The following is a 24,061-nucleotide window of genomic DNA, read 5'->3' as shown; positions in this document are numbered from 1 at the left end:
GTCCGTCCGGTCGGTAACCGTGCGGTTAAACCGGTAAAAGGCGCCGGTAAAAAGCGGCACCCGACGGCGCGAATGCCCTGCCCGCACGCGCACACGACCGCCGACGACCAACCGCCCGGCATGCCGCTTGCGTGCAGGCGGACCCTTGGCGCTATCATTGACCCTTTACCGTCTGCATCCGCACTGCACGCGAGCGCCCATGGCATCCCACGATTACCTGAAGAAAATCCTCACCGCGCGCGTCTACGACGTCGCGATCGAGACGGAACTCGAACCGGCCCGCAACCTGTCGGCCCGGCTGCGCAACGCCGTTTACCTGAAGCGCGAGGACAACCAGCCGGTGTTCTCGTTCAAGCTGCGCGGCGCGTACAACAAGATGGCGCACATTCCGGCGGACGCGCTCGCGCGCGGCGTGATTACCGCGTCGGCCGGCAACCACGCGCAGGGCGTCGCGTTCTCGGCGGCCCGGATGGGCGTCAAGGCCGTGATCGTCGTGCCGGTCACGACGCCGCAGGTGAAGGTCGACGCGGTGCGCGCGCACGGCGGCCCGAGCGTCGAGGTGATCCAGGCGGGCGAATCGTACAGCGATGCATACGCGTACGCGGTCAAGGTCCAGCAGGAGCGCGACCTCACGTTCGTCCACCCGTTCGACGATCCGTACGTGATCGCCGGTCAGGGCACGATCGCGATGGAGATCCTGCGCCAGCACCAGGGCCCGATCCACGCGATCTTCGTGCCGATCGGCGGCGGCGGGCTCGCGTCCGGCGTCGCCGCGTACGTGAAGGCGGTGCGCCCCGAGATCAAGGTGATCGGCGTGCAGGCCGAGGATTCGTGCGCGATGGCGCAGTCGCTGGACGCGGGCGAGCGTATCGAGCTGAGCGAAGTCGGCCTGTTCGCAGACGGCACCGCGGTGAAGCTGGTCGGCGAGGAAACCTTCCGGCTGTGCCGCGAATTCCTCGACGGCGTCGTGACGGTCAACACCGACGCGCTGTGCGCGGCGATCAAGGACGTGTTCCAGGACACGCGCAGCGTGCTCGAGCCGTCCGGCGCGCTCGCGGTCGCGGGCGCGAAGCTGTACGCGGAACGCGAAGGCATCGAGAACCAGACGCTCGTCGCGGTCACGTCCGGCGCGAACATGAATTTCGACCGGATGCGCTTCGTCGCCGAACGCGCCGAGGTGGGCGAAGCGCGCGAAGCCGTGTTCGCGGTCACGATCCCCGAGGAACGCGGCAGCTTCAAGCGCTTCTGCTCGCTGGTCGGCGATCGCAACGTCACCGAGTTCAACTACCGGATCGCCGATGCGCAATCCGCGCACATCTTCGTCGGCGTGCAGATCCGCCGTCGCGGCGAATCGGCGGAGATCGCCGCGAACTTCGAGTCGCACGGCTTCAACAGCGTCGACCTGACGCACGACGAGCTGTCGAAGGAACACATCCGCTACATGGTCGGCGGCCGCTCGCCGCTCGCGCTCGACGAGCGCCTGTTCCGCTTCGAATTCCCGGAACGGCCAGGCGCGCTGATGAAGTTCCTGTCGTCGATGGCGCCGGACTGGAACATCAGCCTGTTCCATTACCGCAACCAGGGCGCGGACTACAGCTCGATCCTCGTCGGGCTGCAGGTGCCGCAGGCCGATCGCGCCGAATTCGAACGCTTCCTCGCGGCGCTCGGCTATCCGTATGTCGAAGAGAGCGCCAACCCGGCTTACCGCCTCTTCCTGTCGTAAAGGCGTCACACGATGAATCCCGAACATTCCCCGCTCGGCAAGGCCACCGTCTACGCGGCGCAGTACGACGCGTCGCTGCTGTTCCCGATTCCGCGCGCCGGCGCGCGCGAGCAGCTCGGCATCACGTCGGCGCTGCCGTTCTTCGGCACCGACATCTGGAACGCGTACGAGCTGTCGTGGCTCAATGCGCGCGGCAAGCCGCAGGTCGCGATCGCGACGTTCTACGTGCCGGCCGAATCGCCGAACATCGTCGAATCGAAGTCGTTCAAGCTGTATCTCGGCTCGTTCGCGCAGTCGAAGTTCGACTCGGTCGACGCGGTGCGCGACGTGCTGAAGCGCGACGTGTCGGCCGCGTGCGGCGCGAGCGTATCGGTCCAGCTGGTGTCGGCGCACGATTTCCGCAAGCTGCAGATGGACGAGCTCGACGGGCTGTCGCTCGACCGGCTCGATCTCGACACCGACGTGTACGAACCCGATCCGTCGCTGCTGTCGGCCGCCGACGCCGAGAACGAAGCGCCGGTCGAGGAGACGCTCGTGTCCGACCTGCTGCGCTCGAACTGCCCGGTCACGGGGCAGCCGGACTGGGGCAGTGTGCAGATCCACTACGTCGGGCCGCAGATCGACCATGCGGGGCTGCTGCGCTACATCATCTCGTTCCGCAACCACACGGGCTTTCACGAACAGTGCGTCGAGCGGATCTTCCTCGACATCCTGCATGCGTGCAAACCGGTGAAGCTCGCGGTGTACGCGCGCTATACGCGCCGCGGCGGGCTCGACATCAACCCGTTCCGCACCAACTACAACCAGCCGATGCCGGATAACGCGCGGACGGCACGGCAGTGAGGGTGGGCAGCCGGCGCGCCCAAATGACTCGCGTGCCGATGCTCTCTGCCCACCCGGCCTCGGCATGCGCTCTTCGGGCTGTAGTTGTTGGTACTTAGCTCTTGTCATTCACTGCGCGTTACCGAACGGCAAAGCATGAGCTTCAAATTTGAGGCTGCCTAATATTTCGGCATTGGCGAGTTGACCGTAGCGGTGCCAATAATTGGCATCAAGAATACCAATTACTTACCTACCCTGTTGATCGGGCTCGTCAACCGAGTCTGCCACTCCATACTCCAACCCGCGCCGGGCAGCATTACCGAATGGCTTATACGTGCTGCCTTTGCAAATTTTGTCAAAGACGATCTTCCCGTCCTTTTCGACGTAAACTTCTCCCGGAACGAGCGCATTTGAAACTACGTAGGTATAACGCCCGTCCACGAACTTCAGGTGGCTTCCCAAACCATCCGACAACCTCGAAACATCTACGATGGAAATTTTTCCGCGAGGAGGCAGAAGCCTGCTTGGAAATCTATATTCAACGTAATCGTGCGTTCCGAAACGATACTGCACATATCCGTGATCGGGCGAAACATTACCAGCCGCACAAACAGATGCTATCCTATTGATATCTTGCAGTTCACAGCCAAAATACTCTACCTCGCCTTGGCGACAAAGGCTCGTCGCCCCAAGAAAATCAGCAGCCTTGGCCGACACCAAAGCATTGGCAATTGCAATTACGGTCAAGATGAACAATATTATAGATTTCTTCATGCGAGACCTCCCCATTTTCGGACCTCCTCGAAGTTTCCTCGTCTACCACCGATACTCTCCGTCTTCATCTTGTTAGGCTTCCCCTTGAACAATCCTGGATTGATCACCTTGCTTATAGAATCGACAACATTTTGAGCATCGCCTTGGTCCGCGAGGCTATATAGATTATGGGCAACCCAAAAGAAACATGCTGATCGGACGGCATATTTTACTTGCCCGACGCTTTCGGGATTGACCTCGAAATCCTCTGCCACATCTTCCGGCCACGCTTCGGCATTTGCTTTATGCCACTTCGTGAAACGCTGGTACCCACCTCGATGCGTCAACTGAATCATGCCTCGGCCGCGATAACGGTAACCGTCACCGCTTTCCGGCGGTCCATTACCATCCCGGTCTGCATAAACCCGGTTAGCGATAGCTTCCTCGTTCGCAGGATGATCTTTTGTCCTCCCATATTCTTTTGCCTCTTCCGGATGCTCTGAAAAATAGGAAAAGGTTCCGGATGTGAGCGCCTCGGCAGCATAATTTAGGCTTTCGTTGTGCAGCAGCAAAGCCGATCCTGTTTCTTGTTTTACTTGAGCAAAGAAATGCTCTCGTCTCAAAGAATTATCCAACTTATACAATGCGATGCGCCCATTCAACTCATCAACGACCTCCTGAAGCGTGTTTTCCGACGCATTGTGAAATATATGTTTGAGCATTGACAGCGTGAATTGGAATGCTGACGAAAAATTCGCGATCAAGCTGATCGGATTGATGTGAAAAACGTCAGGTTCCGGAAAGGCCGGTACGCCGGCCTTCACCTCATCCCACCACGCAAGCGCCTCGATCCGCTTCTGCTCCTCCTCATGCTCTGCCTTCGACCCTGTTTGCTTTTCCAACTCGGCGATCAGTTGCTTCCATTTCGACGGATTGGCCCACTCGCTCTCATGCTTAACAATCAGCCGCGACGCGCCCTGCATCAACCCCGGATATTGGCCACGCTTGATCTGCGACAGCGTACAAAGTTCATCAGCTGCCTGCTTGCCATCGCCCTTGCTGAACAGGGCGTCGTACACTTTGAGCATCAATGGGCTGAGATTCGTACGCGAAGCGAGGTCGGCAACGTCGGCACCGCTCGCATAATCAACCCACTTCTGGGTTGTCGCAAAAATCGTATGTGTCGGATCATGAGCATCTTCCAAGCACTCGAAGTCGACCCACTTCTGCGCGAACTCCCGCGTTACCCGACCGCTCGCGTGGTTGAAATCACATACCCAACCGTCGATCGGTTGATCTTGCGCATTCACGCCCTCAACGTGCCACCAGTTCACCGGGTAACCCGGATCGGGGTTCGGACGCGGCTCCGGGATACGCCGCTTTGAGTCACGCGCCAGTTCGGCAAGCGAATACACATGCACGGCGCCCGTCTTTCTCGACTGTGGATCAGCGCCCGGGACGAATTTCTTCTTATCAGCGGTACGTTGATATAGCACCGTACCCGGTGCGATCCGCAGCATCGTCGGCTCGGGTGGCAAGCCCAATGCCGTCCAGTCCTCCTTGCGCGGACCGTGTTCGTTGACCCATGCCCGCCCCTGTTCGAGAAATGACTGGACGCTGTCGTCACAAAACACCTCGATGTGCGCCATCCGACTTCCAGCCGTGCATTGGTTCAGCGAATCATATCGGCCGAGGTGGCCGATCAATTCGCCCGCCTTGATCGAGATACCCTCGTGTGGAGAGGTCGTTGTCACAATCACCCTATCGAATATCGAGTCGGGGAATACTTCCTGGACAAGGGGCCCGCCGTTTTCCTGACCGAGATAGACCCATCCGCCGATGGCATGGGACGGCTCGACGTAGCCGCCGGCTTCGGCCGGGTACGGCGATGCGCCATGCAGCTCTGTCACCTGCCCCCAACCTTTCTCTCGCTTACCGATGCTGAAGCTCGCTCCTTGCGGGAGAATACCGATCGTTTCGCCGCGGGGATGACTTTTGCGAACTCGCAGCCCCTGCTGAGCCGGATCCGGCACCTGCCCGCCACGGCCCGGCGTGGGCTTGTCCTGAGCATGCTGCGTCACTTGCCACTGCCTTGACCAATATGCCGCTTTCTCCCGCTTCGGAAAGTTCGCGTAGTCTTCATGAGACATCAGGTGCATGTAAAGGCTGTAGAACGTCAGCGTCTTGCCCTGTGGAAATTCCGTCGTGTGCCGCACCAGCGCAAAGCCTGTACTGTATGGTGCCTGAACCGGTGCTTCGCTACTGGTCGATGCGATCTGGCCAACCGGATAGGTCTTATTGATGCGAAACGCGATCAACACGCCGTCGGCAATGCAGCGCAATCCCGCCTCGAGATCCAGGGCCTGCCCCACGCCCGCCTCCGTGATGTGGATCCCGCCGTGCCACATCGCCTTGCGGCTGACGAGATACGTGCCGGCCAGCTCGTGTTCAGCAAGCAGTCGGTAAATCTCATGCTCGTCGGTAAATCGTGAAGACGCCTCGGATTTGCTTTGTCCTTTGCGCAGGAAAGGAAAGGCAAACGACAATTGCTTCAGGCGGCCAATGGCGGTCTCGGGAGTTGGCGATGCCTTGTTTGGTGCGCGCTTGTTGGTCACGATCTAACTTATCCAGAGAATTTTTATCGTGACAAGACCATACAGTGCAATTTCCGGATCTCGCTTATCCAGAATTGTCGACGCGCCCCCAGAACAACATCGCCACCTCTGTCCTTTCCGCCAAGCGAAAGCGTTCCACCTATTCCACTGCTCAGAACAGCATTGTTATGAAATGCTAAATCCCGGGATCAACGCGAAAGACAAGCAATCAAGCCCGCGTCAACGCAACGGGGCCGGTGCATTTGCATGCATCGGCCCCGTCGAACAACGATTCGTATCGCCGCGTTACTTCACCGGCGCCTTGTAAGCGATGCAATCGACCTCGACCTTGCAGTCGATGACCATGCTCGACTGCACGCACGCGCGTGCCGGCGGGTTCTCGCCGAAGTACGACACGAACACCTTGTTGAACGACGCGAAATCGCGCGCGTCGTCGAGCCACACGCCGCAGCGCACGACGTGCTCGAGGCCGTAGCCGGCTTCCTTCAGGATCGCGATCACGTTCTCGATCGTCTGCTTCGACTGCGTGACGATCCCGCCTTCGACGACCTCGCCGTTCACCATCGGCGTCTGGCCCGACACGTACAGCCAGCCGTCGGCCTCGACCGCCCGCGCGAACGGCATCACCTGGCCGCCGGTTCCCTTCGCTTCGCCTACGCCATATCGCTTCATCGTTTCACCCCTCGTTTGTCGGCCGGAGCCGGCGCTTCAGCGCCGGCTCCGGCCCCATGCAACGCACGGTTGCGGATGCACGCGCCGGCTGCTGCGGCGCGCACGGAAGATCGGAATGCGCGCGTTCAGAACGCCGCATCGGCACTGGCTGGCACGCGCTCGCCGCGCGCGACGAAACCGCCGGCGCGCTCGCCGGTCGGCTGGCCATTTTCGTAAGTCAGCACGCCGTTCACCCACACGGCGTCGATCCCGTGCGCGGGCTGTTGCGGCTTCTCGAACGTCGCGGCGTCGATCACGCGCGCCGGATCGAACAGCACGAGATCGGCGTGGTAGCCGACATGCACCTCGCCGCGCCGCGGGATTCCGTAGCGGCGCGCGGACAGCGACGTCATCTTGCGGATCGCTTCCTCGAGCGGCAGCAGGTTCGTGTCGCGCACGTAATGGCCGAGCACGCGCGGGAACGCGCCCCACAGCCGCGGATGCGGCAGCGGATCGTTCGGCAGGCCGTCGGAGCCGACCATCGTCGCCGGATGCGACAGGATCCGGCGCACGTCGTCCTCGGACATGTTGTGATACACGGCGCCCGCCGGGCGGATGCGCTGCGCGGCTTCCTGCTCGGTCATGCCCCAGTCGGCCGCGATCGCCTTCAGCAGCTTGCCCGCGACTTCCGGGTGCGACTCCGACCACGTGATCGTGATGTCGATGTCGCCCGTCACCTGCTTCAGGTCGAGCGTCGACGAACTGCGGCTGTACGGATAGCAGTCGCAGCCGACCGGCTGGTAGCGGCGCGCGCCTTCGAGCGACGCGAGCACCTCGGTGCTGCGCCCCCAGTTCGACGGGCCCGCGCACTTCAGGTGCGAGATCACGACCGGCACCTGCGCGTGGCGGCCGACGCGATAGGCCTCGTCCATCGCGTCGAGGATCGCGTCGAACTCGGTGCGCATGTGCGTCGTGTACAGCGCGCCGGCTTGGGCGAGCGGCTCGGCGAGCGCCATCACTTCCTCGGCCGGCGCCGCGAACGCGGAGCCGTACGCAAGGCCCGACGACAGGCCGAGCGCGCCGTTCGCGAGCGCCTCCTCGAGCTGCGCGCGCATGCCGGCGATCTCGCCGTCGGTCGCCGCGCGGTCGAGGCGGTCCATCTGGTTGTTGCGCAGCGCCGTATGGCCGACGAGCGCCGCGACGTTCACGGCCGGGCGCGCATCGTTCACGGCCGCGACGTAAGCGGCGAAGGTCGGGTACTGGAACGCGCCGCGCTCGCCGAGCAGGTTCATCGGGTCGGGCGGGTCGCCCGCGAGCGTCACCGGCGAGGCGCTGATCCCGCAGTTGCCGACGATCACGGTCGTCACGCCCTGCGAGATCTTCGGGATCATCTCCGGCGCACGGATCACGTGCGTATCGTCGTGCGTGTGGACGTCGACGAAACCTGGCGCCAACGCACGGCCGTTCGCGTCGACGACGTGCTCGGCGAGCCAGTTCGACAGGTTGCCGATCGCCGCGATCACGCCGTTGCGGATCGCGACGTCGCGCGTGACGGGCGGTGCGCCGGTGCCGTCGTACAGCTGCGCGCCGACGATCAGCGTATCGGCCGCTTCGGGATGCGAATGCATGGTCAGTCTCCTACCGGTTGACGGTCTCCGCCGCCGCGATGCGCATCGAGTGCGTGTTTGATGCGGCGCAGCGATTCCCGGCCCGCATCGCCGAGCCGCAATGCGACTCCGGTGACGAGCACGTCGATCGCCATCATCATCGCGTAGCGCGATGTCGACGGCTTGTAAATGAAATCGGTTTCGAATGCGACGACCGGGATCAGGTGGTCGGCGAGCTTCGCGAGCGGCGACGCCGGCGCGGTGATCGCGATCAGCTTCGCGCCGTAGCGCTTCGCGAGCCGGCAGCTCTCGAGCAGTTCGGGCACGCGCCCGCTCACCGACAACGCGACGACGACGGTGTCGCTCGACAGCGTCGCGGCCACCATCCGCTGCAGCAAGCCGTCCTGATAACTCGCGACCGGCCGGCCGAACCGCACGAGCCGGAAGCGCAGCTCGTCGGCAAGCGCGGTCGAGCCGCCGCCCTGCCCGTACACGTAGGTCATCTTCGCGCCGGCGAGCAGGTCGGCCGCCGCGTCGAACGACGTGTTGCGCAGCAGCTGGTGGTTGTGCGCGAGCGCCACGCGAATCTCGTCGTAGACCATCGACGCGGGGCTCGCGTCGTCGGCCGGCGCGTCGTCGGTCGGCACCAGGAAGCGCCGACCGACGGCCGCCGCCTGCGCGACGAGCACCTTCAGTTCGCGCACGTCACGGCAGCCGACGGCCTTCGCGAAACGCGTGACCGTCGCGACGCTGACCTCCGCGTCGCGCGCGAGCGCGCCGATGCTCGCATGCGCGGCGCGCGCCAGATCGGCGAGGATGAACGCGGCGACCTTGCGCTCGGCCTCGCGCAGCTCGGGCGCGCACTCGGCGATCCGCGCGACGATGTCGAGGACCGGCGGGGCGGCTTGAGCCGGATAAGGCTCGGCGGCAGGCGAAGCGGACGGGGAAGCGGACGTATTCATCGGCGGAAAAGGGTGCGAAACCTGATGTTATTAAATAACATCACCGCGCCGATGCTACTTTCTGTACCATCGGCATGTCAACTTCAGTGCAATGCATAGTGATGATGGAGCGGGATGACATGAAAGTTACAAACTATCAGGAAGCGACGATCGATCCGTTCGGCAAGGGCCTGGGCAATGTGCCGAGCGCGAGCGTGCCGCTCGGCGACGCGGGCCGGCTCGAATGGAACCTGCTCGCGGAAGACGTCAGCCTGCCGGCCGCCGTGCTTTACGAGGATCGCGTCGAACACAACCTGAACTGGATGCAGGCGTTCGTGCAGAAATACGGCGTCAAGTTCGCGCCGCACGGCAAGACGACGATGGCGCCGCAACTGTTCCGCCGCCAGCTCGACGCCGGCGCGTGGGGCATCACGCTCGCGACCGCGCACCAGACGCAGGCCGCGTATCACGGCGGCGTGCGGCGCGTGCTGCTCGCGAACCAGCTGGTCGGCCGCCAGAACATGACGATCATCGCCGGGCTGCTGTCCGATCCCGATTTCGAATTCTTCTGTCTCGTCGATTCCGCGGAGAGCGTCGATCAGCTCGGCCGCTTCTTCGGCAACGCGAAGAAATCGCTGAACGTGCTGATCGAGCTCGGCGTGCCGGGCGGCCGCGCGGGCGTACGCGATGCCGCGCAGCGCGAGGCCGTGCTGGCCGCGATCGCGCGCTATCCGGACACGCTGAAGCTGGCCGGCATCGAGCTCTATGAAGGCGTGCTGAAAGAGGAAGGCGAGATCCGCGCGTTCCTGCAGCAGGCGGTCGCGCTCACGCGCGAGCTGGCCGAAGCCGGCCGCTTCGCGCGCACGCCGGCGATCCTGTCCGGCGCCGGTTCGGCGTGGTACGACGTGGTCGCGGAAGAATTCAAAAAGGCGTCCGACGCGGGCTTCGCGGAAGTCGTGCTGCGCCCGGGCTGCTACCTGACGCACGATGTCGGCATCTACAAGAAGGCGCAGACCGACGTGTTCGCGCGCAACCCGATCGCCCGCTCGATGGGCGAAGGGCTGCTGCCGGCGCTGCAGCTGTGGGCGTACGTGCAGTCGGTGCCGGAGCAGAATCGTGCGATCGTCGCGCTCGGCAAGCGCGATGCGGCGTTCGACGCGGGCCTGCCCGAGCCGGCGCGCCACTTCCGTCCGGGCCGCGACACCGCGCCGCGCGACGTCGCCGCCACCGAAGGCTGGGCCGTCACCGGGATGATGGACCAGCACGCGTACCTGCAGATCCCGCCGGGCGCGGACGTGAAGGTCGGCGACATGGTCGCGTTCGACATCTCGCACCCGTGCCTGACGTTCGACAAGTGGCGCCAGGTGCTCGTGCTCGATCCGCAGTTCCGCGTGACGGAAGTCGTCGAAACGTTCTTCTGACGCACGCCGCGCGCGGCGCCGCCCTGCCGCTCGCGCAGGGCGGCCGTCACGCGCGCTTCAAGCGGCCGGAGTACACTGCGCTTTCGTCCTCGGGGCCCGTCGTCGCCGTCATGCACGGTGCGGCCGGGCCCTCAACGCTGCTTCACTGGAGAAAGCCATGGCCGCGAAGAAGATCCTGTTCCTGACCGGTGATTTCGCCGAAGACTACGAAACGATGGTGCCGTTCCAGGCGCTGCAGGCCGTCGGCCATCACGTCGACGCAGTCTGCCCGGGCAAGCGCGCGGGCGACAAGATCAAGACCGCGATCCACGATTTCGAAGGCGACCAGACCTACACCGAAAAACCCGGCCACAACTTCACGCTGAACGCGGCGTTCGACGACGTCGATGCGGCGCGCTACGACGCGCTCGCGATCGCGGGCGGCCGTGCGCCCGAGTACCTGCGACTGGATCCGAAGGTGATCTCGCTCGTGCGCGAGTTCGCCGAAGCCGGCAAGCCGATCGCCGCGATCTGTCACGCGGCGCAGCTGCTCGCGGCCGCCGACGTGATCCGCGGCAAGCGCATTTCGGCCTACCCGGCCTGCGCGCCCGAAGTGAAGCTCGCGGGCGGCGAATACGCAGACATCCCGGTCGACGCGGCCGTGACCGACGCGCCGTTCGTCACCGCCCCCGCGTGGCCCGCACATCCGGCCTGGCTCGCGCAGTTCCTCGTGCTGCTGGGCACGCGCATCGAGCTGTGAACGAAGTGAAATGAGTTGAAGTGAAAAGCCGGCCGGCGGCGGGTACGTGCGACCCGCGTGCCGCGCCGGTCATGCTCGGCCGGGCGCGCGCCCTTCCTGCCGCTTCCTGATGCTTGTTGCGGGTTCCCTTCCCACCCTTCAGCGCGACGCCGGCGTCGAGCCGACATCCGCGATGCGCGTTTCCAGCATCGCGAGCGCGCCCGACAGCGCATTCAGCACGTCGTCCGGCAGTTGCGCCATCGTCTGTTCGAGAAACGCCTTGCGGCGCGGCAGGCACGCATCGAACGCCGCGCGGCCTGCGTCCGTCAGCGTGACGTTGGTCACGCGGTTGTCGCGCGCGTCCGATTCGCGCTCGATCCAGCCGAGCGCGTCGAGCGACTTCAACTGGCGCGTGAGCGCGCCCGGATCGATGCGCAGCACTTCGACGAGCTTCTTCTGCGACGAATGCCCGTCCATCGTGTGCAGCGCGACCATGATGCGCCAGCGCGGCATCGGCTGCCCGACGTGCGCTTCGAACGCGGTCATGAATGCGCGATACGTGCGTCCGAATTGCTGCAAGATCGCGACGCGGTCCTGTTCTTCCATGCGCTGATTTCGTTCCGGTGAATCGTTGAGTCGTCGAATCGCTCGACCGCCTGATCGGTCAATCGGCCGCGACGTGCGGTTCGATCTTGCGCCGCAGCGCGATCGGCGGCACGCGACGGCACTGCCACACCGACACCACGGCGACGACGGCCGCCATCGCGACGCCCAGGTGAATCGCGCCGACCAGCGATTCGCGGGCCGCTTCCAGCAGCAGCGCGCCATTATGCCCGGCACGCGTCAACTCCGCGACGAGACCGCCCTGCGCCGCGCGATCGATCAGGATCTGCGGATCGGCGAGCCGCGCGTGCCACTGCATCGCCTGGTCGGCCGACAGCGCGTTGCGCACGCCGCCCGAATACATCTGGTTGACGAGCGTGCCCGTGAGCGCGGTGCCGAGCATCCCGCCGACCATCCGCAGCGACTGCAGCAGCGCCGTCGCGATGCCGAGGTGCTCGCGGCCGGCCGTCTGCTGCGCGAACACGGTGAGGTTCGGCAGCACGAAACCGAGCCCGATGCCGCCCGCGACCATCAGCGCCATCAGCATCCAGGTCGGCGTCGTGTGGGTCGCCACGACGATGCCCGCGCACGCGACCGCGAACAGCACGAAGCCGACGTGCAGCATCGCGTTCGGATTTCGGATACGCGTGACGACGCGGCCGTTCATGATGCTGCCGATCGTGATGAACACGACGAGCGGCGTGATCACGAGCCCGGCCTCCTTCGGCGACATCCCGAAGCCGCCCTGGAACAGCAGCGGCGCGTAGAACAGCAGCGAGAACATCGAGAAACCGGCGAGGATCGCGAGCACGAACAGCGCCGACAGCGCGCGGTTGCCGAACATGTCGAACGGCAAGATCGGCTGCGCGCAGCGCTTCTCCCAGTGCCACAGGCCGACGCCCGCCGCGACCGCCACGACGAGCAGCAGCGACGCCCAGCTCGCGACGCCGTACTTCGGCAGCCATTCGACGAACAGTTGCAGCGCGCCGAGCGACAGCGCGATCAGCAGCGCGCCCGGCCAGTCGAGCCGCATCTTGCGATCGTGCTCGACGTGGCGCAGATGCGGCAGGTAGCGCCACACGAACAGCAGCGACAGCAGGCCGACCGGCAGATTCACGTAGAACACCGAGCGCCAGCCGAACGACTGGGTCAGCACGCCACCGAGCGACGGGCCCACCGCGTTCGCGATGCCGAACGCGGAGCTCATCAGCACCTGCCAGCGCAGCCGCACGACGGAATCGGGGAACAGGTCGGGAATGCACGCGAACGCGGTGCCGACCAGCATCCCGCCGCCGATCCCCTGCAGCCCGCGCGCGAGCACGAGGGTCAGCATGTCGTTGGCCATCCCGCACAGCACCGACGCGCCGGTGAACACGACGATCGACGCGATCACGAACGGCTTGCGGCCGTAATAGTCGCCGAGCCGGCCGAAGATCGGCACCGTGATCACGGAACTGAGCAGGTACGAGGTCGCGACCCACGCGTACAGGTCGAAGCCGCGGAGTTCGGCGACGATGGTCGGCAGCGCGGTGCCGACGACCGTCTGGTCCAGCGCGACCAGCATGGTGACGAACGAAAGTCCGATCATCGCGAGCAGCGATTCGCGGAACGGCAGGACTTGCCCGCTCGAATGGTGGGCGGCAGTATGGACGGCCATTTTTTGTCGACGCAACTTTTGCCGAGTCAAATAATCTCAAAATTCTAGCATGCCGGAGTAATCTAGGCTGGCGATGGTTCAGGGCCCGTTCACGCCAAGGAGAAAGATGGAACCGATTTCAATCACCCCCGCCACGACGCTGTCGCTGGAGGACCGGGACGCGCTGCGGCGCGCGAAGCAGGTGCTGGAAAGCCCGTCGCTGACGATGAAGCTGACGGGCGTGCTCGGCGCGCCGGTCGAGAAAATGATCGCGCGGCTGCCGGACTTCGCGACCGGCAAGATCAACGATGCGACGCAGCTCGCGCTGCGCAAGTGCCTGAACATCGCGCTGCGCACGCTCGGCAAGCCGCAGTCGCCGGACGCCGAGCCCGAGAAGCCCAGCAACCTGCTGCACAAGCTCGCGGTCGCGACGACCGGTGCGGCGGGCGGCGCGTTCGGCTTTCTCGCGCTGCCGGTCGAGCTGCCGGTGACGACCACGCTGATCTTCCGCTCGGTGTGCGACATCGCGCGCAGCGAGGGCGAGGACCTGGCGTCGGTCGATACGCAGCTGCAATGCCTGGCCGTGCTCGGCATGGGCGGCAACCCGGACAAGCAGGAGGAGGACGCCGATCTCGGCTATTTCGTGCTGCGCGGCGCGCTCGCGCAGGCGATCTCGAAGGCGTCCTCGGACATCACGGCGAAAGGCATCGCCGCGCACAGCTCGGCGGCCGTGTTCAAACTCGTGCAGACGGTGGCCTCGCGCTTCTCGGTGCAGGTGACCGAGCAGATGGCCGCGAAGTCGATCCCGGCGATCGGCGCCGTGCTCGGCGCGACCGTCAACACGCTGTTCATCGACCACTTCCAGCAGATGGCGCACGGCCACTTCACCGTGCGCCGGCTCGAACGCAAGTACGGCTCGGTGGCCGTCAAGGCCGCCTATCAGGCGATCGACGCCTCGCCGGCGCGCTGAACCGCCCGCTCGACCGCGACGCGGCGCAGGAACGCGGCCGCGCGGTCGAGCGCGTCGCGCGCTTCCGGCACCATCGGCGCGTACAGCTGCCACACGTGCGGCATGTCGGGCCACACTTCGATCTCCACCGCCACGCCGGCCGCCTGCGCCTTCTCGGCGACGCGGCGCGAATCGTCGAGCAGCACCTCGGTGCTGCCGGCCTGGATGTACAGCGGCGGCAGGCCCGCGAAATCCGCATAGAGCGGCGATGCGTACGGATTCGTTGCCGGCGCGTCGCCGAGATACAGCTTCGCGGCCTTCGGCAGCGCCGCGGCCGCGAACATCGGGTCGAGGCCGTCGTTGCTGCGCATCGTGCCGCCGGTGCCGGCCAGGTCGGTCCACGGCGAGAACAGGATCGCGCCGGCCGGCAGCGGCTCGCCGCGATCGCGCAGCGCGACGAGCGTCGCGAGCGCGAGGCCGCCGCCCGCCGAATCGCCGCCGAACACGATCGACTCCGGCGGCGTGCCGAGCGCCAGCAGTTGCCGGTACGCGGCGAGCGCATCGTCGAGCGCGGCCGGGAAGCGGTTTTCGGGCGCGAGCCGGTAGTCGAGCGAGAACGCGCGCACGCCCGCGCGCTTCGTCAGGCCGAACACCAGCGGCCGGTGGGTTTTCGTCGAACAGAAGTAGTAACCGCCGCCGTGGAAATACAGCAGCGTACGGCCGGGCCCGCGCGCCGCGCCCGCATCGGTGCGTTCGAGCCATTCGCCGCGCAGCGGCGCGTCGCCCGGGCCGTAGCACTGGCGCAGCCGATAGCCCGACGGCGGCCGGCGCGGCACGATCATCCGCAGGTCGGTAAAGCGCCGGGCACGCGCGGGGTCGAGCACCTCGCGCGTGGTTTCGGGACGAAACTGCCAGCGCAACAGCCAGCAGGCGAACTTGCTTTGCCAACTCATCGGACGCACTCCGTCATCGCAGTGTGACGATGGTACGTGCGAACGTTCCCGCGTCGCTCGAAGGGTGCCTCTATATCAAACGCTCAGTTCGCCGGCATCACCTGGCCGCGGATCTCGCCGGACGGGTGTTCCTTCGTATGAATGTTGAAGTACCACTTGCCGCCCATCAGGTCGGTGACCTGCGCGTCGGTGAGTTCCTTCGAGCCCTTGATCGGGCTCGTCAGCTCGTCCTTCGGAACCGGCACCTGCACGCCGGCGTTCTGGCCGACCGGCGCGGGGCCGTGGAAATGCGCGGCCGTGGCCGGCCCCGTGAGGTGTTCGTAAGTAGCCGTCCACTGCAGCATGTGGGTGGCCGTGTCGTAGGTGGCGGCGACGGCGCCCGAGCCCTTGGTCGCCGTCGGCGGCACTTCGCTCGACGGCTGCAGACTGGCGGACAGCCGCACCGTTTCGGCAGCGGCGCTGCCGGCGGCCAGCACGCCCGCGAACAACGCGACCTGGAGCAAACGCAGCTTGAGCATGGATTCTCCTTGTACGACGGGGTACGCCGCCCGGGCGGCGGCGTCACACAGGATGGTAGTCGATTGCCGCCCAATCCGGCAGCCTGCCGAAACCTGGAAGAGACCTTTGCAGCATGGCCCCTGAATCCGTGCACGGCCTTTCGCTACACTTCGTTTCACAGTTGCTTGTTTCCTTCGTCCGAAGGAGTCTGCGAGTATTCACGCGGCCGCCCCGGCCGCGTTTTTTTTGCGTGTCTCCGACGGCAAGCCGGCATGCCGCGCACGTATGCCGCTTTCCAGAATACCAAGCATGACGAATCATTTTTCGTCTCGCTCACATCGCGATCGGCGCGCGTGCCGACGATTGCCGAGACCCGACCGCGTACCCGCATGTTGTCACGATACGTGTAATACGTTATTGCGCGAACCCGGGTCGACACGTGTTTTCCCGCGCAGGAAAATCATCGCGTGTTGTCGTGACTGGAAAGTGAACCGTGCCGGCCCGTCTCCCGATGCCCTGCCCGCCCCTCCCCGTCCGCCCGTTGCTGGCGGGTCTCTGCTCCGTCGCCGCCCTCTACGGCGCGCCCGTCGACGCGCAGGAATTCTCGCTGTTCGCCGGCCCGCTGTGGGGCGGCGGCCAACGCACGTATTCGTGGGCGTTCGATTACCAGGAAGGCTTGAGCGCGCATACCGCGCTCGGCTTCACGTGGTACAACGAAGGGCACATGCCGAATCACCACCGCGACGGCCAGGCGGTGCAGTTCTGGGGCCGCGTGCCGCTCGAGCACCGCCGCCTGGTGCTGTCGGCCGGCGCGGGCCCGTATCGCTACTTCGACACGGTGCCGGCCGCCGAAGGCCGCGGTTACTCGAATACACACGGCTGGGGCGTGCTGATGAGCGTGCGCGCCGCGTACTACACGTCGCACCGCTGGATCACGCAGCTTCAGGTCAACCGCGCGCAGGTGTTCGGCGGCCCCGACACGACGTCGGTGATGTTCGGCGTCGGCTACCAGCTCGATGCGCCCGACACGCCGGGCCCGCGCGACACCGCGCTGCCGCGTATGCGCAAGGTCACGCACAACGAAGTCACCGCGATGCTCGGCGAGACGATTCTCAACAGCCGCTCGTCGCCGTCGACGCTCGGCGGCAGCCTCGAATACCGGCGCGGCCTCACGCGTTCGATCGACTGGACCGCGACGTGGATGTACGAAGGCGCGAAGCAGGCGGTCCGCCGCAACGGGATCGCCTCGGAGCTGTGGCTCACGCGCGCGTTCCTGAACGACAAGGTCACGTTGTCGGCCGGCGCCGGCGCGTATTTCACCGTCAACCAGCGCAACCGCGAAGGCCAGCCGGGCCCGGGCGACGGCCGGTTATCCGGCATCGTGTCGATCTCGGCCAGTTACCGGATCTCCGAGCGCTGGCTCACACGCATCACGTGGAACCGCGTGGTCACGCGCTACGATCGCGACACCGACGTGATCCAGGCCGGCGTCGGCTACCGGTTCTAGTCGGGCGCGCTCATCGGGCGCGCCGCCCGCGTCACGCACGATAGCCCGGATCGATCCGGTCGACGATGCGCTGCAGCGCGTCGAACGCGTCCTGCCCCGCGCCATGCTTCGGATCGAAATTCAGCGAATCGCGCACGCACCCTTCGAGCACGGCCGGCGCAATCGGCAGCGCATCGCCGATCGCATGCGTCGCGACCTGCACCTCGCACGCGCGATTGAGCAGCCACATCAGCGAGAACGTCTGCGCGAGCGTCGCGCCGATCGTCACGGGCCCGTGATTGCGCAGCAGCAGCACGGGCCGCCCGCCCGCGCTGTCGACGATGCGCCGGCCCTCCTCGAGATGCACGGTGATGCCTTCGAAGTCGTGATACGCGACCTTCCCGTACAGCTGCGCCGAATAGAAATTCGAGAACGACAGCTCGTCGCGCGAACAGCACACGGCCATCGTCGGCGTCGTGTGCACGTGCATCACGCAGTGCGCATCGGGCAGCGCCGCATGGATCGCGCTGTGGAACGTGAAGCCGGCCGGATTGATCGGCCAGTCGGAATGACCGATCACGTTGCCGTCGATGTCGATCTTCACGAGGTTCGATGCGCACACCTCGCGGTAATGGAGCCCGAACGGGTTGATCAGGAAATGTCCGTCCTCGCCCGGCACGCGCAGCGAGATATGGTTGTAGATCAGCTCGGTCCAGCCGAGGGTGTCGAAGATGCGGTAGGCGGCCGCGAGCTGCACCCGCGCCTGCCATTCGGCTTCGGAAAAGCGCGCGGGACGCGTGAACGGCTGGTTCGGTACACGTTGCATGGAGAACTCCGGTTGCGGGCCGTGCGGCCACCGCGCGTGGCGGTGCGCATCGTCCATCGTCTGCCGGCGCCGCGCGGTGTGTATCGCACAGGTGCGGCGGCGCGTCGTTCGGCGCTGTTCCGTCCCGCATTGCGTGAGTGGTCCGGCGGCGCGCTTCACGATACACATATCGTTGCGCGCACAACCATATCACCTTTCCCCGCACACCGGTATCGCGGGTTTTGCCGGAGCCGTCCCGCCCTTACAACTGGTCGTCGACCGGCAGCAGCGTGAAGATGCCCGTCATCACGTTGCGCAGCAGCCCCGCATGCGGGTCGACGTGATAGGTGGCGGCCTGACCGCCTTCGGTGCCCGTCCATTCGAGCGCGGGCGGGCTGCCGTCGGTCCGCTTCGCGAGCGTGACGCGGTAGCTTTCGTCCGGCTGCGTCACGCGCGCGAAGATCGCCGCGGTCTGCTGCGCGAGCACCGGGCTATGGATCACGAGCGCGAGCTCGGTGTTCAGGTGCGCGGAACGCGGGTCGAGGTTCAGCGAGCCGATCACGAGGATTTGCCGGTCGATCACGTACGCCTTCGCATGCAGGCTCGCGCGCGAACGCGAACCGAACAGCCGCGCGGGCTGCTGGTCCGGCTGCGACTTGAATTCGTACAGCTCGACGCCGCGCTGCAGCAACGGCACGCGATACGGCGCATAGCCGGCCTGCACCGCGACCGCGTCGGTCGCCGCGAGCGAATTCGTGACGATCGCGACGCGCACGCCGCGCGCGGCCGTGTCGCCGAGGATCTTCACGCCGGCATCGTGCGGCACGAAGTACGGCGAAAACGCGAGGAATTCCTTCTGCGCGCCGCGCGTCAGCTCGGCGAGGCGCCGCATCGGCGGGCTCACGTAGGTGTCGGTCGGCCGCGCGATCTTGTCCGGTGCGTCGACCTTGAATTCGGCAGGTGCCCACACGAGTTCGAGTTCGTCGCGTGCGATCTGCCGCGCAAGCGGCGTCGCGTTCAGCGGCTTCGCATTGTACGGATCGGCATTCTTGCGCCAGTGGTCGCGCAGCTCGTCGCGCATCGCGTCGAGATCCTTCGGATCGAACGTCTGATGATTGAGCACGCGCAACGGATAGCTGCTCGCGCTCGCCCAGTAGTCGTCGAAGCTCTTCGAGACGTCGTTCGTCACGGGGCCCGCCGCGAGCACGTCGAGATCGCGAAACTGCAGCGTCGGACTCGCACTGAAGTACTCGTCGCCGAGATTGCGGCCGCCGACGATCGCGAGCTGGTTGTCCGAGATCATCGCCTTGTTGTGCATCCGGCGCGTGAAGCTGTCGATCCGTGTGAAGAAGTTGGCCGTGCGCTCCATCATGCCGCGCTGCGACGCGCCGAACGGGTTGAACACGCGGATTTCGATGTTCTGATGCGTATTCAGCGCGGCCATCACGCGGTCGATATCGTGGAAGTTCAGGTCGTCGACCAGCATCCGCACGCGCACGCCGCGATCGGCCGCGTACAGCGCCGCGCCGAGCAGCAGCTTGCCGGTCGTATCCTCGGTCGCGATGTAGTACTGCATGTCGAGCGTCTTCGTCGCCGCCCGCGCGAGCGCGATGCGCATCTGCAACGCGGTGGCGCCGTCGGCCAGCAGCCGGAAGCCCGACTGCCCCGGATGCGCGGCTTCCGGCGCGGCCAGCGCATCGCGCAACGGCGTCGCGGTATCGGCCGACAACGCGTGGGAGACGGGACGATCGAGCGAAGTGGCGGGCGGATGCGTCGCGCACGCGGCGAGCGGCAGCAGCGCGCAGACGACCAGCGCGCGGGCCTGGCGGCATACGGCGCGCCACGACAGCGCGGCCGGTGCGCGCCGGATCAGGGACGTGAGCACGGAAGCTTCCTCGACAGTCGGATCAATGGGCACGTCATCGCCGCGGCGCGCGGCTGACAGGCGGTTCCGGTCGATTCTAGTGGGCGCCCGACGAACCGGTCAATTGGGCCGGGCCGCGAGGCCGCCACCTGCACCGTGCAGGGCGGCCCCGCCGCTGGTCCGACCAATCTCACGACGTATCGCCGCTGCGCTCGAAATGGCTGCGCACGTAGTCGATATGCGTCTGCATCGCGGTGCGCGCCTCTTCGGGCCGGTGCGCGCAAATCGCGTCGCACACGACCCGGTGCTGCAACAAGAGCAACTCGGATGCCTGCTCGTCCCCCGTCGTCATCCCGGCCACGTTGATCGAGATGTGCTCGCGCAGCATCCCGATCACGCTCGTATGCAGGTGCAGGAACATCGTGTTGTGCGACGCGAGCGCGATCGCCTCGTGCAATTTCGCGTCGGTCGCGGCTTCGACGGCCGCGTCGTCGTTCGCGTGCGCGGTTTCGAGTTCGCGCAGCAGCGCGCGGATCCGGCGCCGGTCGTTCGCATCGGCCCGCAGCGCGGCGAAATAGGCGGTCGCGCCTTCCAGCACGCGGCGGAATTCGAGGATGTCGTCGCGCAGCGCCGGATGATCGGCGACCAGCTGACCCCACGGCGAAGCGATGCCGGCGCGCAACTGGTCGGTTACGTAGACGCCCGCGCCGCGCCGGCTCTGCAGCAGCCCGCGCGCGACGAGCCGCTGGGTCGCCTCGCGCACCGTATTGCGCGCGACGCCGTACTGCTGCGCGAGCACGCGCTCGGCCGGCAGCCGCGCGCCGGCCGGCCACGTGCCGTCGAGCAGCGCCGTCTCGATCTTGCGCATCACGCCTTCGGTCCGGCCCCGTGCCGTCATCGCTGCCATCGTCGCGTCTCCCCGCGGAATGCGTACCGCGCCGATTGGCCCAACCAATTTGAGCTGCGGCGCGGACGCGGGAATTATGCAGCGAAATCGACGCTCCGCATGCCGGGCCGTCGCCTCTGGAGCGAGACATGAACCCAAGGCCGTACCCCACCGCCCCCGCGCACGTGTATCTGTTCGCGACCTGCCTGGTCGACCTGTTCGTCCCCGAAGCGGGGCTCGACACGGTCCGCCTGCTGGAACGCGAAGGCTTGACCGTCCACTATCCGCGCGGCCAAAGCTGCTGCGGGCAACCGGCCTACAGCAGCGGCAATCCCGACGAAGCGCGCCGCGTCGCGGCCGCGCAGCTCGACCTGTTCGCGCAACCGTGGCCCGTGATCGTGCCGTCCGGTTCATGCGCCGGCATGATCCGGCACCACTGGCCGGCGCTGTTCGCCGACGATCCCGTGCACGGCCCGAAGGCGCATGCAATCGCGGAGCGGACGTACGAACTCGCCGAATTCCTCGTCCACGTGCTCGATGTACAACTCGATGCGGTCATGGCCGACGCCGGGCCCGACGAACGCGTCGTGCTGCACACGTCGTGCGCGGCACGGCGCGAGATGGGCACGCGCGTGCACGGCGTCGCGCTCGTCGACGCACTGCCGGGCGTGACGCGCATCGAACACGAACGCGAATCCGAATGCTGCGGCTTCGGCGGCACGTTCTCGCTGAAGCATCCGGACATCTCCGGCGCGATGGTGCGCGACAAGGTCGCGTCGGCATGCGCAACCGGCTGCGACCGGCTCGTGTCCGCGGACTGCGGCTGCCTGCTGAACATCGGCCACGCCGCGACCAAGGCCGGCGCGGCGCTGCCGGTCGAACATCTCGCGAGCTTCCTGTGGCGCCGCACGGCCGGCGCCGGCTCGCTGCGCGGAGATTCGCAATGAGCGCGCGCGACACGATCCTCGCGCGGCTGCGCGCCGCCGCGCCGGGCGTCACCGCGGCGGCCGCCCCCGCGCTCGACGCACGCATCGACACGCATTACGACACCCGTCGCGCATCGGTTGGGCACGCTCCCGATGCACGCGTGCAGGCGATGCAGGCCGCGCTCGCCGCGTCGCACGCCGAAGTCTGGTGCGCGAGCCCCGACGCATGGCCCGTGCAGCTTGCCGCACGCCTCGCCGACGCCGGCGTGCGCCGCCTGCTGCTCGACCCGGCCCGCGCCGAATCCGCGGCACTCGCCCGCGCGCTGCCCGATACGGTCGCGCCCGTGCCGTTCGACCGGCCGATCGATGCATGGAAGGCCGAGCTGTTCGACACGATCGACGCGGGCTTCACCGTCGCACGCTCGGGCATCGCGGCCACCGGCACCGTCGTGCTCGCGCCCGATGCCGGCACGCCGCGCACGGTATCGCTGGTGCCGCCGCTGCACATCGCGCTCGTTCACGCGAACACGCTGCATGCTGACCTGCACGCCGCCGTGCACGCGGAGCGCTGGCAAGCCGGCATGCCGACCAATCTCGTGCTGGTATCCGGCCCGTCGAAGACCTCCGACATCCAGCAGACGCTCGCCTATGGCGCGCACGGCCCGCGCCGCCTGTGGGTCGTGATCGTCACCGATTCGGCCGCGCCGCCGGCTACCCCTGCTTCCGAGGATCTGCCGCGATGAGCGACCACACGCTGCAATTCGTCGCCCCCGGCGACTTCAAGACCCGCGCGCGCGCCGCGCTCGACGATCCGGCGCTGCGCCAGAGCTTTCGCGGCGCGATGGACTTCCTGCAGGGCAAGCGCGCGACCCAGTTTCCCGACGACGCCGAGCTTCAGCAGCTGCGGGATCTCGGCGAAGCCGTCCGGCAGCATGCGCTCGCGCAACTGCCCGCGCTGCTCGAACGGCTGGAGACGAAGCTCACCGCGGCCGGCGTGCACGTGCACTGGGCCGAGACGGCCGCCGATGCGAACGCGATCGTACTCGGCATCGCGCAGGCGAAGAAGGCGCGCCGCGTGATCAAGGGCAAGTCGATGGCGAGCGAGGAAATCGAGCTGAACCATTACCTCGCGGAGCACGGCGTCGACTGCATCGAATCCGACATGGGCGAATTCATCGTGCAGCTCGCGGGCGAGAAGCCGTCGCATATCGTGATGCCGGCGATCCACAAGACCCGCGGCGATATCGCCGAACTGTTCGAGGCACACCTCCCCGGCACGCGCTACACGGAAGACGTCGACGAACTGATCCAGACCGGCCGGCGCGCGCTGCGCCGCGCGTTCGCGGAAGCGGACATCGGCCTGTCCGGCGTGAACTTCGCGGCGGCCGACACGGGCACGCTGTGGCTCGTCGAGAACGAAGGCAACGGCCGGCTGTCGACGACGGTGCCCGACACGCACGTGGCCATCATGGGGATCGAGAAGGTCGTCGAGAAACTCGAGCACGTCGTGCCGCTGTCGAGCCTGCTCACGCGCTCGGCCACCGGCCAGGCGATCACGACCTACTTCAACCTGATCTCGGGCCCGCGCCGCGCCGGCGAACGCGACGGCCCGCGCGAGCTGCATCTCGTGCTGCTCGACAACGGCCGCACGCAGGCGTATGCGGACGAACAACTGCGCGCGACGCTGCAGTGCATCCGCTGCGGCGCGTGCATGAATCACTGCCCCGTCTATACGCGGATCGGTGGCCACGCGTACGGCACGACCTACCCGGGCCCGATCGGCAAGATCATCTCGCCGCACCTGCTCGGCCTCGCCGCGACGGCCGACCTGCCGACCGCGTCGACGCTGTGCGGCGCATGCGGCGAGGTGTGCCCGGTGCGGATCCCGATCCCGCAACTGCTCGTGCGGCTGCGAACCGAAGCGAACCGCAAGCCCGACGAGCCGGTCGCGCATCCGCTGCGCGGCCAGGGCGCGAACTACCACCGCGCGGAAGAACTCGTGTGGCGCTTCTGGTCGGGCGCGTTCGCGCATCCGCGCGCGTACCGCGCATTCCGCTGGACCGCGACGCGCCTGCGCGCGCTGACGCCCGCGAAACAGATGGGCTGGACGCAGCACCGCACGCCGCTCGAACCGGCGCCGCGCAGCCTGTCCGACCTGCTGCGCGCGCGCGGCCAGCCCGAATAGCGCATCCGCTTTCAAACCC

The 24,061-nt window shown here is 66.4% G+C and carries 21 protein-coding genes; 9 read left to right on the top strand and 12 right to left on the bottom strand.

The genetic code is table 11. The annotated features are described in order from the left end of the window. The first annotated feature begins 199 nt into the window (after positions 1-199). Positions 200-1,723, top strand: coding sequence for a threonine ammonia-lyase, biosynthetic (gene ilvA / locus HWX03_RS16360; RefSeq protein ID WP_175871878.1), 1,524 nt, complete (start codon positions 200-202; stop codon positions 1,721-1,723). A gap of 12 nt (positions 1,724-1,735) precedes the next feature. Further along, the gene (queF, locus tag HWX03_RS16355; protein ID WP_175871877.1) at positions 1,736-2,566 is read left to right on the top strand and encodes an NADPH-dependent 7-cyano-7-deazaguanine reductase QueF; all 831 of its coding nucleotides are present in this window, start codon (positions 1,736-1,738) and stop codon (positions 2,564-2,566) included. Between the two features lie 225 nt (positions 2,567-2,791). On the opposite strand, the gene HWX03_RS16350 is transcribed toward queF, so the two are convergent. From HWX03_RS16350 to HWX03_RS16330, 5 genes are all read right to left on the bottom strand, one after another. Next, on the bottom strand, positions 2,792-3,319 hold the full coding sequence (locus HWX03_RS16350) for a hypothetical protein (protein WP_175871876.1): 528 nt from the start codon (positions 3,317-3,319) through the stop codon (positions 2,792-2,794). Then, positions 3,316-5,913 (bottom strand): glycoside hydrolase family 19 protein, encoded by a 2,598-nt coding sequence (locus tag HWX03_RS16345; RefSeq protein ID WP_175871875.1) that lies wholly within the window; start codon positions 5,911-5,913, stop codon positions 3,316-3,318. The genes HWX03_RS16350 and HWX03_RS16345 overlap by 4 nt, the downstream gene beginning before the upstream one ends. A 285-nt stretch (positions 5,914-6,198) precedes the next feature. After that, positions 6,199-6,585: a RidA family protein gene (locus HWX03_RS16340; RefSeq protein ID WP_124453562.1), complete on the bottom strand. Its 387-nt coding sequence runs from the start codon at positions 6,583-6,585 to the stop codon at positions 6,199-6,201. A gap of 125 nt (positions 6,586-6,710) precedes the next feature. After that, positions 6,711-8,192, bottom strand: coding sequence for a D-aminoacylase (locus HWX03_RS16335; protein ID WP_175871874.1), 1,482 nt, complete (start codon positions 8,190-8,192; stop codon positions 6,711-6,713). Between the two features lie 2 nt (positions 8,193-8,194). Further along, on the bottom strand, positions 8,195-9,133 hold the full coding sequence (locus HWX03_RS16330) for a MurR/RpiR family transcriptional regulator (RefSeq protein ID WP_175871873.1): 939 nt from the start codon (positions 9,131-9,133) through the stop codon (positions 8,195-8,197). Positions 9,134-9,252: 119 nt separating this feature from the next. Between HWX03_RS16330 and HWX03_RS16325 the strand changes: the two genes are divergently transcribed. Next, positions 9,253-10,533: an amino acid deaminase gene (locus tag HWX03_RS16325; RefSeq protein ID WP_175871872.1), complete on the top strand. Its 1,281-nt coding sequence runs from the start codon at positions 9,253-9,255 to the stop codon at positions 10,531-10,533. A 157-nt stretch (positions 10,534-10,690) separates the two neighbouring features. After that, entirely contained in the window at positions 10,691-11,272 is a 582-nt protein-coding gene (locus HWX03_RS16320; RefSeq protein WP_174433435.1) for a DJ-1/PfpI family protein, read from the top strand. Positions 11,273-11,410: 138 nt separating this feature from the next. Here HWX03_RS16320 and HWX03_RS16315 read toward each other — a convergent pair whose 3' ends face one another. Continuing rightward, positions 11,411-11,857: a MarR family winged helix-turn-helix transcriptional regulator gene (locus HWX03_RS16315; protein WP_174433434.1), complete on the bottom strand. Its 447-nt coding sequence runs from the start codon at positions 11,855-11,857 to the stop codon at positions 11,411-11,413. 58 nt (positions 11,858-11,915) lie between these two features. Then, positions 11,916-13,511, bottom strand: a complete 1,596-nt coding sequence (locus HWX03_RS16310) for an MDR family MFS transporter (RefSeq protein WP_175871871.1) — start codon at positions 13,509-13,511, stop codon at positions 11,916-11,918. A gap of 106 nt (positions 13,512-13,617) precedes the next feature. Here HWX03_RS16310 and HWX03_RS16305 point away from each other — a divergent pair, with 106 nt between their 5' ends. Then, entirely contained in the window at positions 13,618-14,460 is an 843-nt protein-coding gene (locus tag HWX03_RS16305) for an EcsC family protein (RefSeq protein ID WP_175871870.1), read from the top strand. Here HWX03_RS16305 and HWX03_RS16300 read toward each other — a convergent pair. Both HWX03_RS16300 and HWX03_RS16295 read right to left on the bottom strand, forming a co-directional pair. Further along, on the bottom strand, positions 14,430-15,392 hold the full coding sequence (locus HWX03_RS16300) for an alpha/beta hydrolase (protein WP_175871869.1): 963 nt from the start codon (positions 15,390-15,392) through the stop codon (positions 14,430-14,432). The genes HWX03_RS16305 and HWX03_RS16300 overlap by 31 nt on opposite strands. An 83-nt stretch (positions 15,393-15,475) precedes the next feature. Further along, complete coding sequence (locus tag HWX03_RS16295) at positions 15,476-15,910, bottom strand: CHRD domain-containing protein (protein WP_175822487.1); 435 nt, start codon at positions 15,908-15,910, stop codon at positions 15,476-15,478. Between the two features lie 491 nt (positions 15,911-16,401). Between HWX03_RS16295 and HWX03_RS16290 the strand changes: the two genes are divergently transcribed. Beyond that, positions 16,402-17,397 carry a hypothetical protein gene (locus HWX03_RS16290; protein ID WP_175871996.1) on the top strand — a complete coding sequence of 332 codons (996 nt, stop codon included), beginning with the start codon at positions 16,402-16,404 and terminating at the stop codon, positions 17,395-17,397. Positions 17,398-17,428: 31 nt separating this feature from the next. Here the strand turns inward: HWX03_RS16290 and HWX03_RS16285 are convergent, their stop codons facing one another. The 3 genes from HWX03_RS16285 to HWX03_RS16275 all read right to left on the bottom strand — a co-directional run bounded on the left by HWX03_RS16285 (position 17,429) and on the right by HWX03_RS16275 (position 20,952). After that, a complete protein-coding gene (locus tag HWX03_RS16285; RefSeq protein WP_175871868.1) occupies positions 17,429-18,202 on the bottom strand; it encodes a class II aldolase/adducin family protein in 774 nt (257 codons plus the stop codon). 241 nt (positions 18,203-18,443) lie between these two features. After that, positions 18,444-20,066 (bottom strand): phospholipase D family protein, encoded by a 1,623-nt coding sequence (locus HWX03_RS16280; protein WP_175871867.1) that lies wholly within the window; start codon positions 20,064-20,066, stop codon positions 18,444-18,446. A gap of 169 nt (positions 20,067-20,235) precedes the next feature. After that, positions 20,236-20,952, bottom strand: coding sequence for a FadR/GntR family transcriptional regulator (locus HWX03_RS16275; RefSeq protein ID WP_175822490.1), 717 nt, complete (start codon positions 20,950-20,952; stop codon positions 20,236-20,238). A 128-nt stretch (positions 20,953-21,080) separates the two neighbouring features. Here HWX03_RS16275 and HWX03_RS16270 point away from each other — a divergent pair, with 128 nt between their 5' ends. The 3 genes from HWX03_RS16270 to HWX03_RS16260 are packed head-to-tail and all read left to right on the top strand — an operon-like array spanning position 21,081 to position 24,042. After that, positions 21,081-21,878 carry a (Fe-S)-binding protein gene (locus HWX03_RS16270; RefSeq protein ID WP_175871866.1) on the top strand — a complete coding sequence of 266 codons (798 nt, stop codon included), beginning with the start codon at positions 21,081-21,083 and terminating at the stop codon, positions 21,876-21,878. Further along, positions 21,875-22,600: a lactate utilization protein C gene (locus HWX03_RS16265; RefSeq protein ID WP_175871865.1), complete on the top strand. Its 726-nt coding sequence runs from the start codon at positions 21,875-21,877 to the stop codon at positions 22,598-22,600. Before HWX03_RS16270 ends, HWX03_RS16265 begins: the two co-directional genes overlap by 4 nt. After that, a complete protein-coding gene (locus tag HWX03_RS16260) occupies positions 22,597-24,042 on the top strand; it encodes a LutB/LldF family L-lactate oxidation iron-sulfur protein (RefSeq protein WP_175871864.1) in 1,446 nt (481 codons plus the stop codon). The genes HWX03_RS16265 and HWX03_RS16260 overlap by 4 nt, the downstream gene beginning before the upstream one ends. The last annotated feature ends 19 nt before the right edge of the window (positions 24,043-24,061 follow it).

This window comes from Burkholderia sp. BCC0397 (assembly GCF_902832865.1).
Classification (GTDB): Bacteria; Pseudomonadota; Gammaproteobacteria; order Burkholderiales; family Burkholderiaceae; genus Burkholderia.
This window is presented reverse-complemented; position numbering and strand designations above follow the sequence as displayed.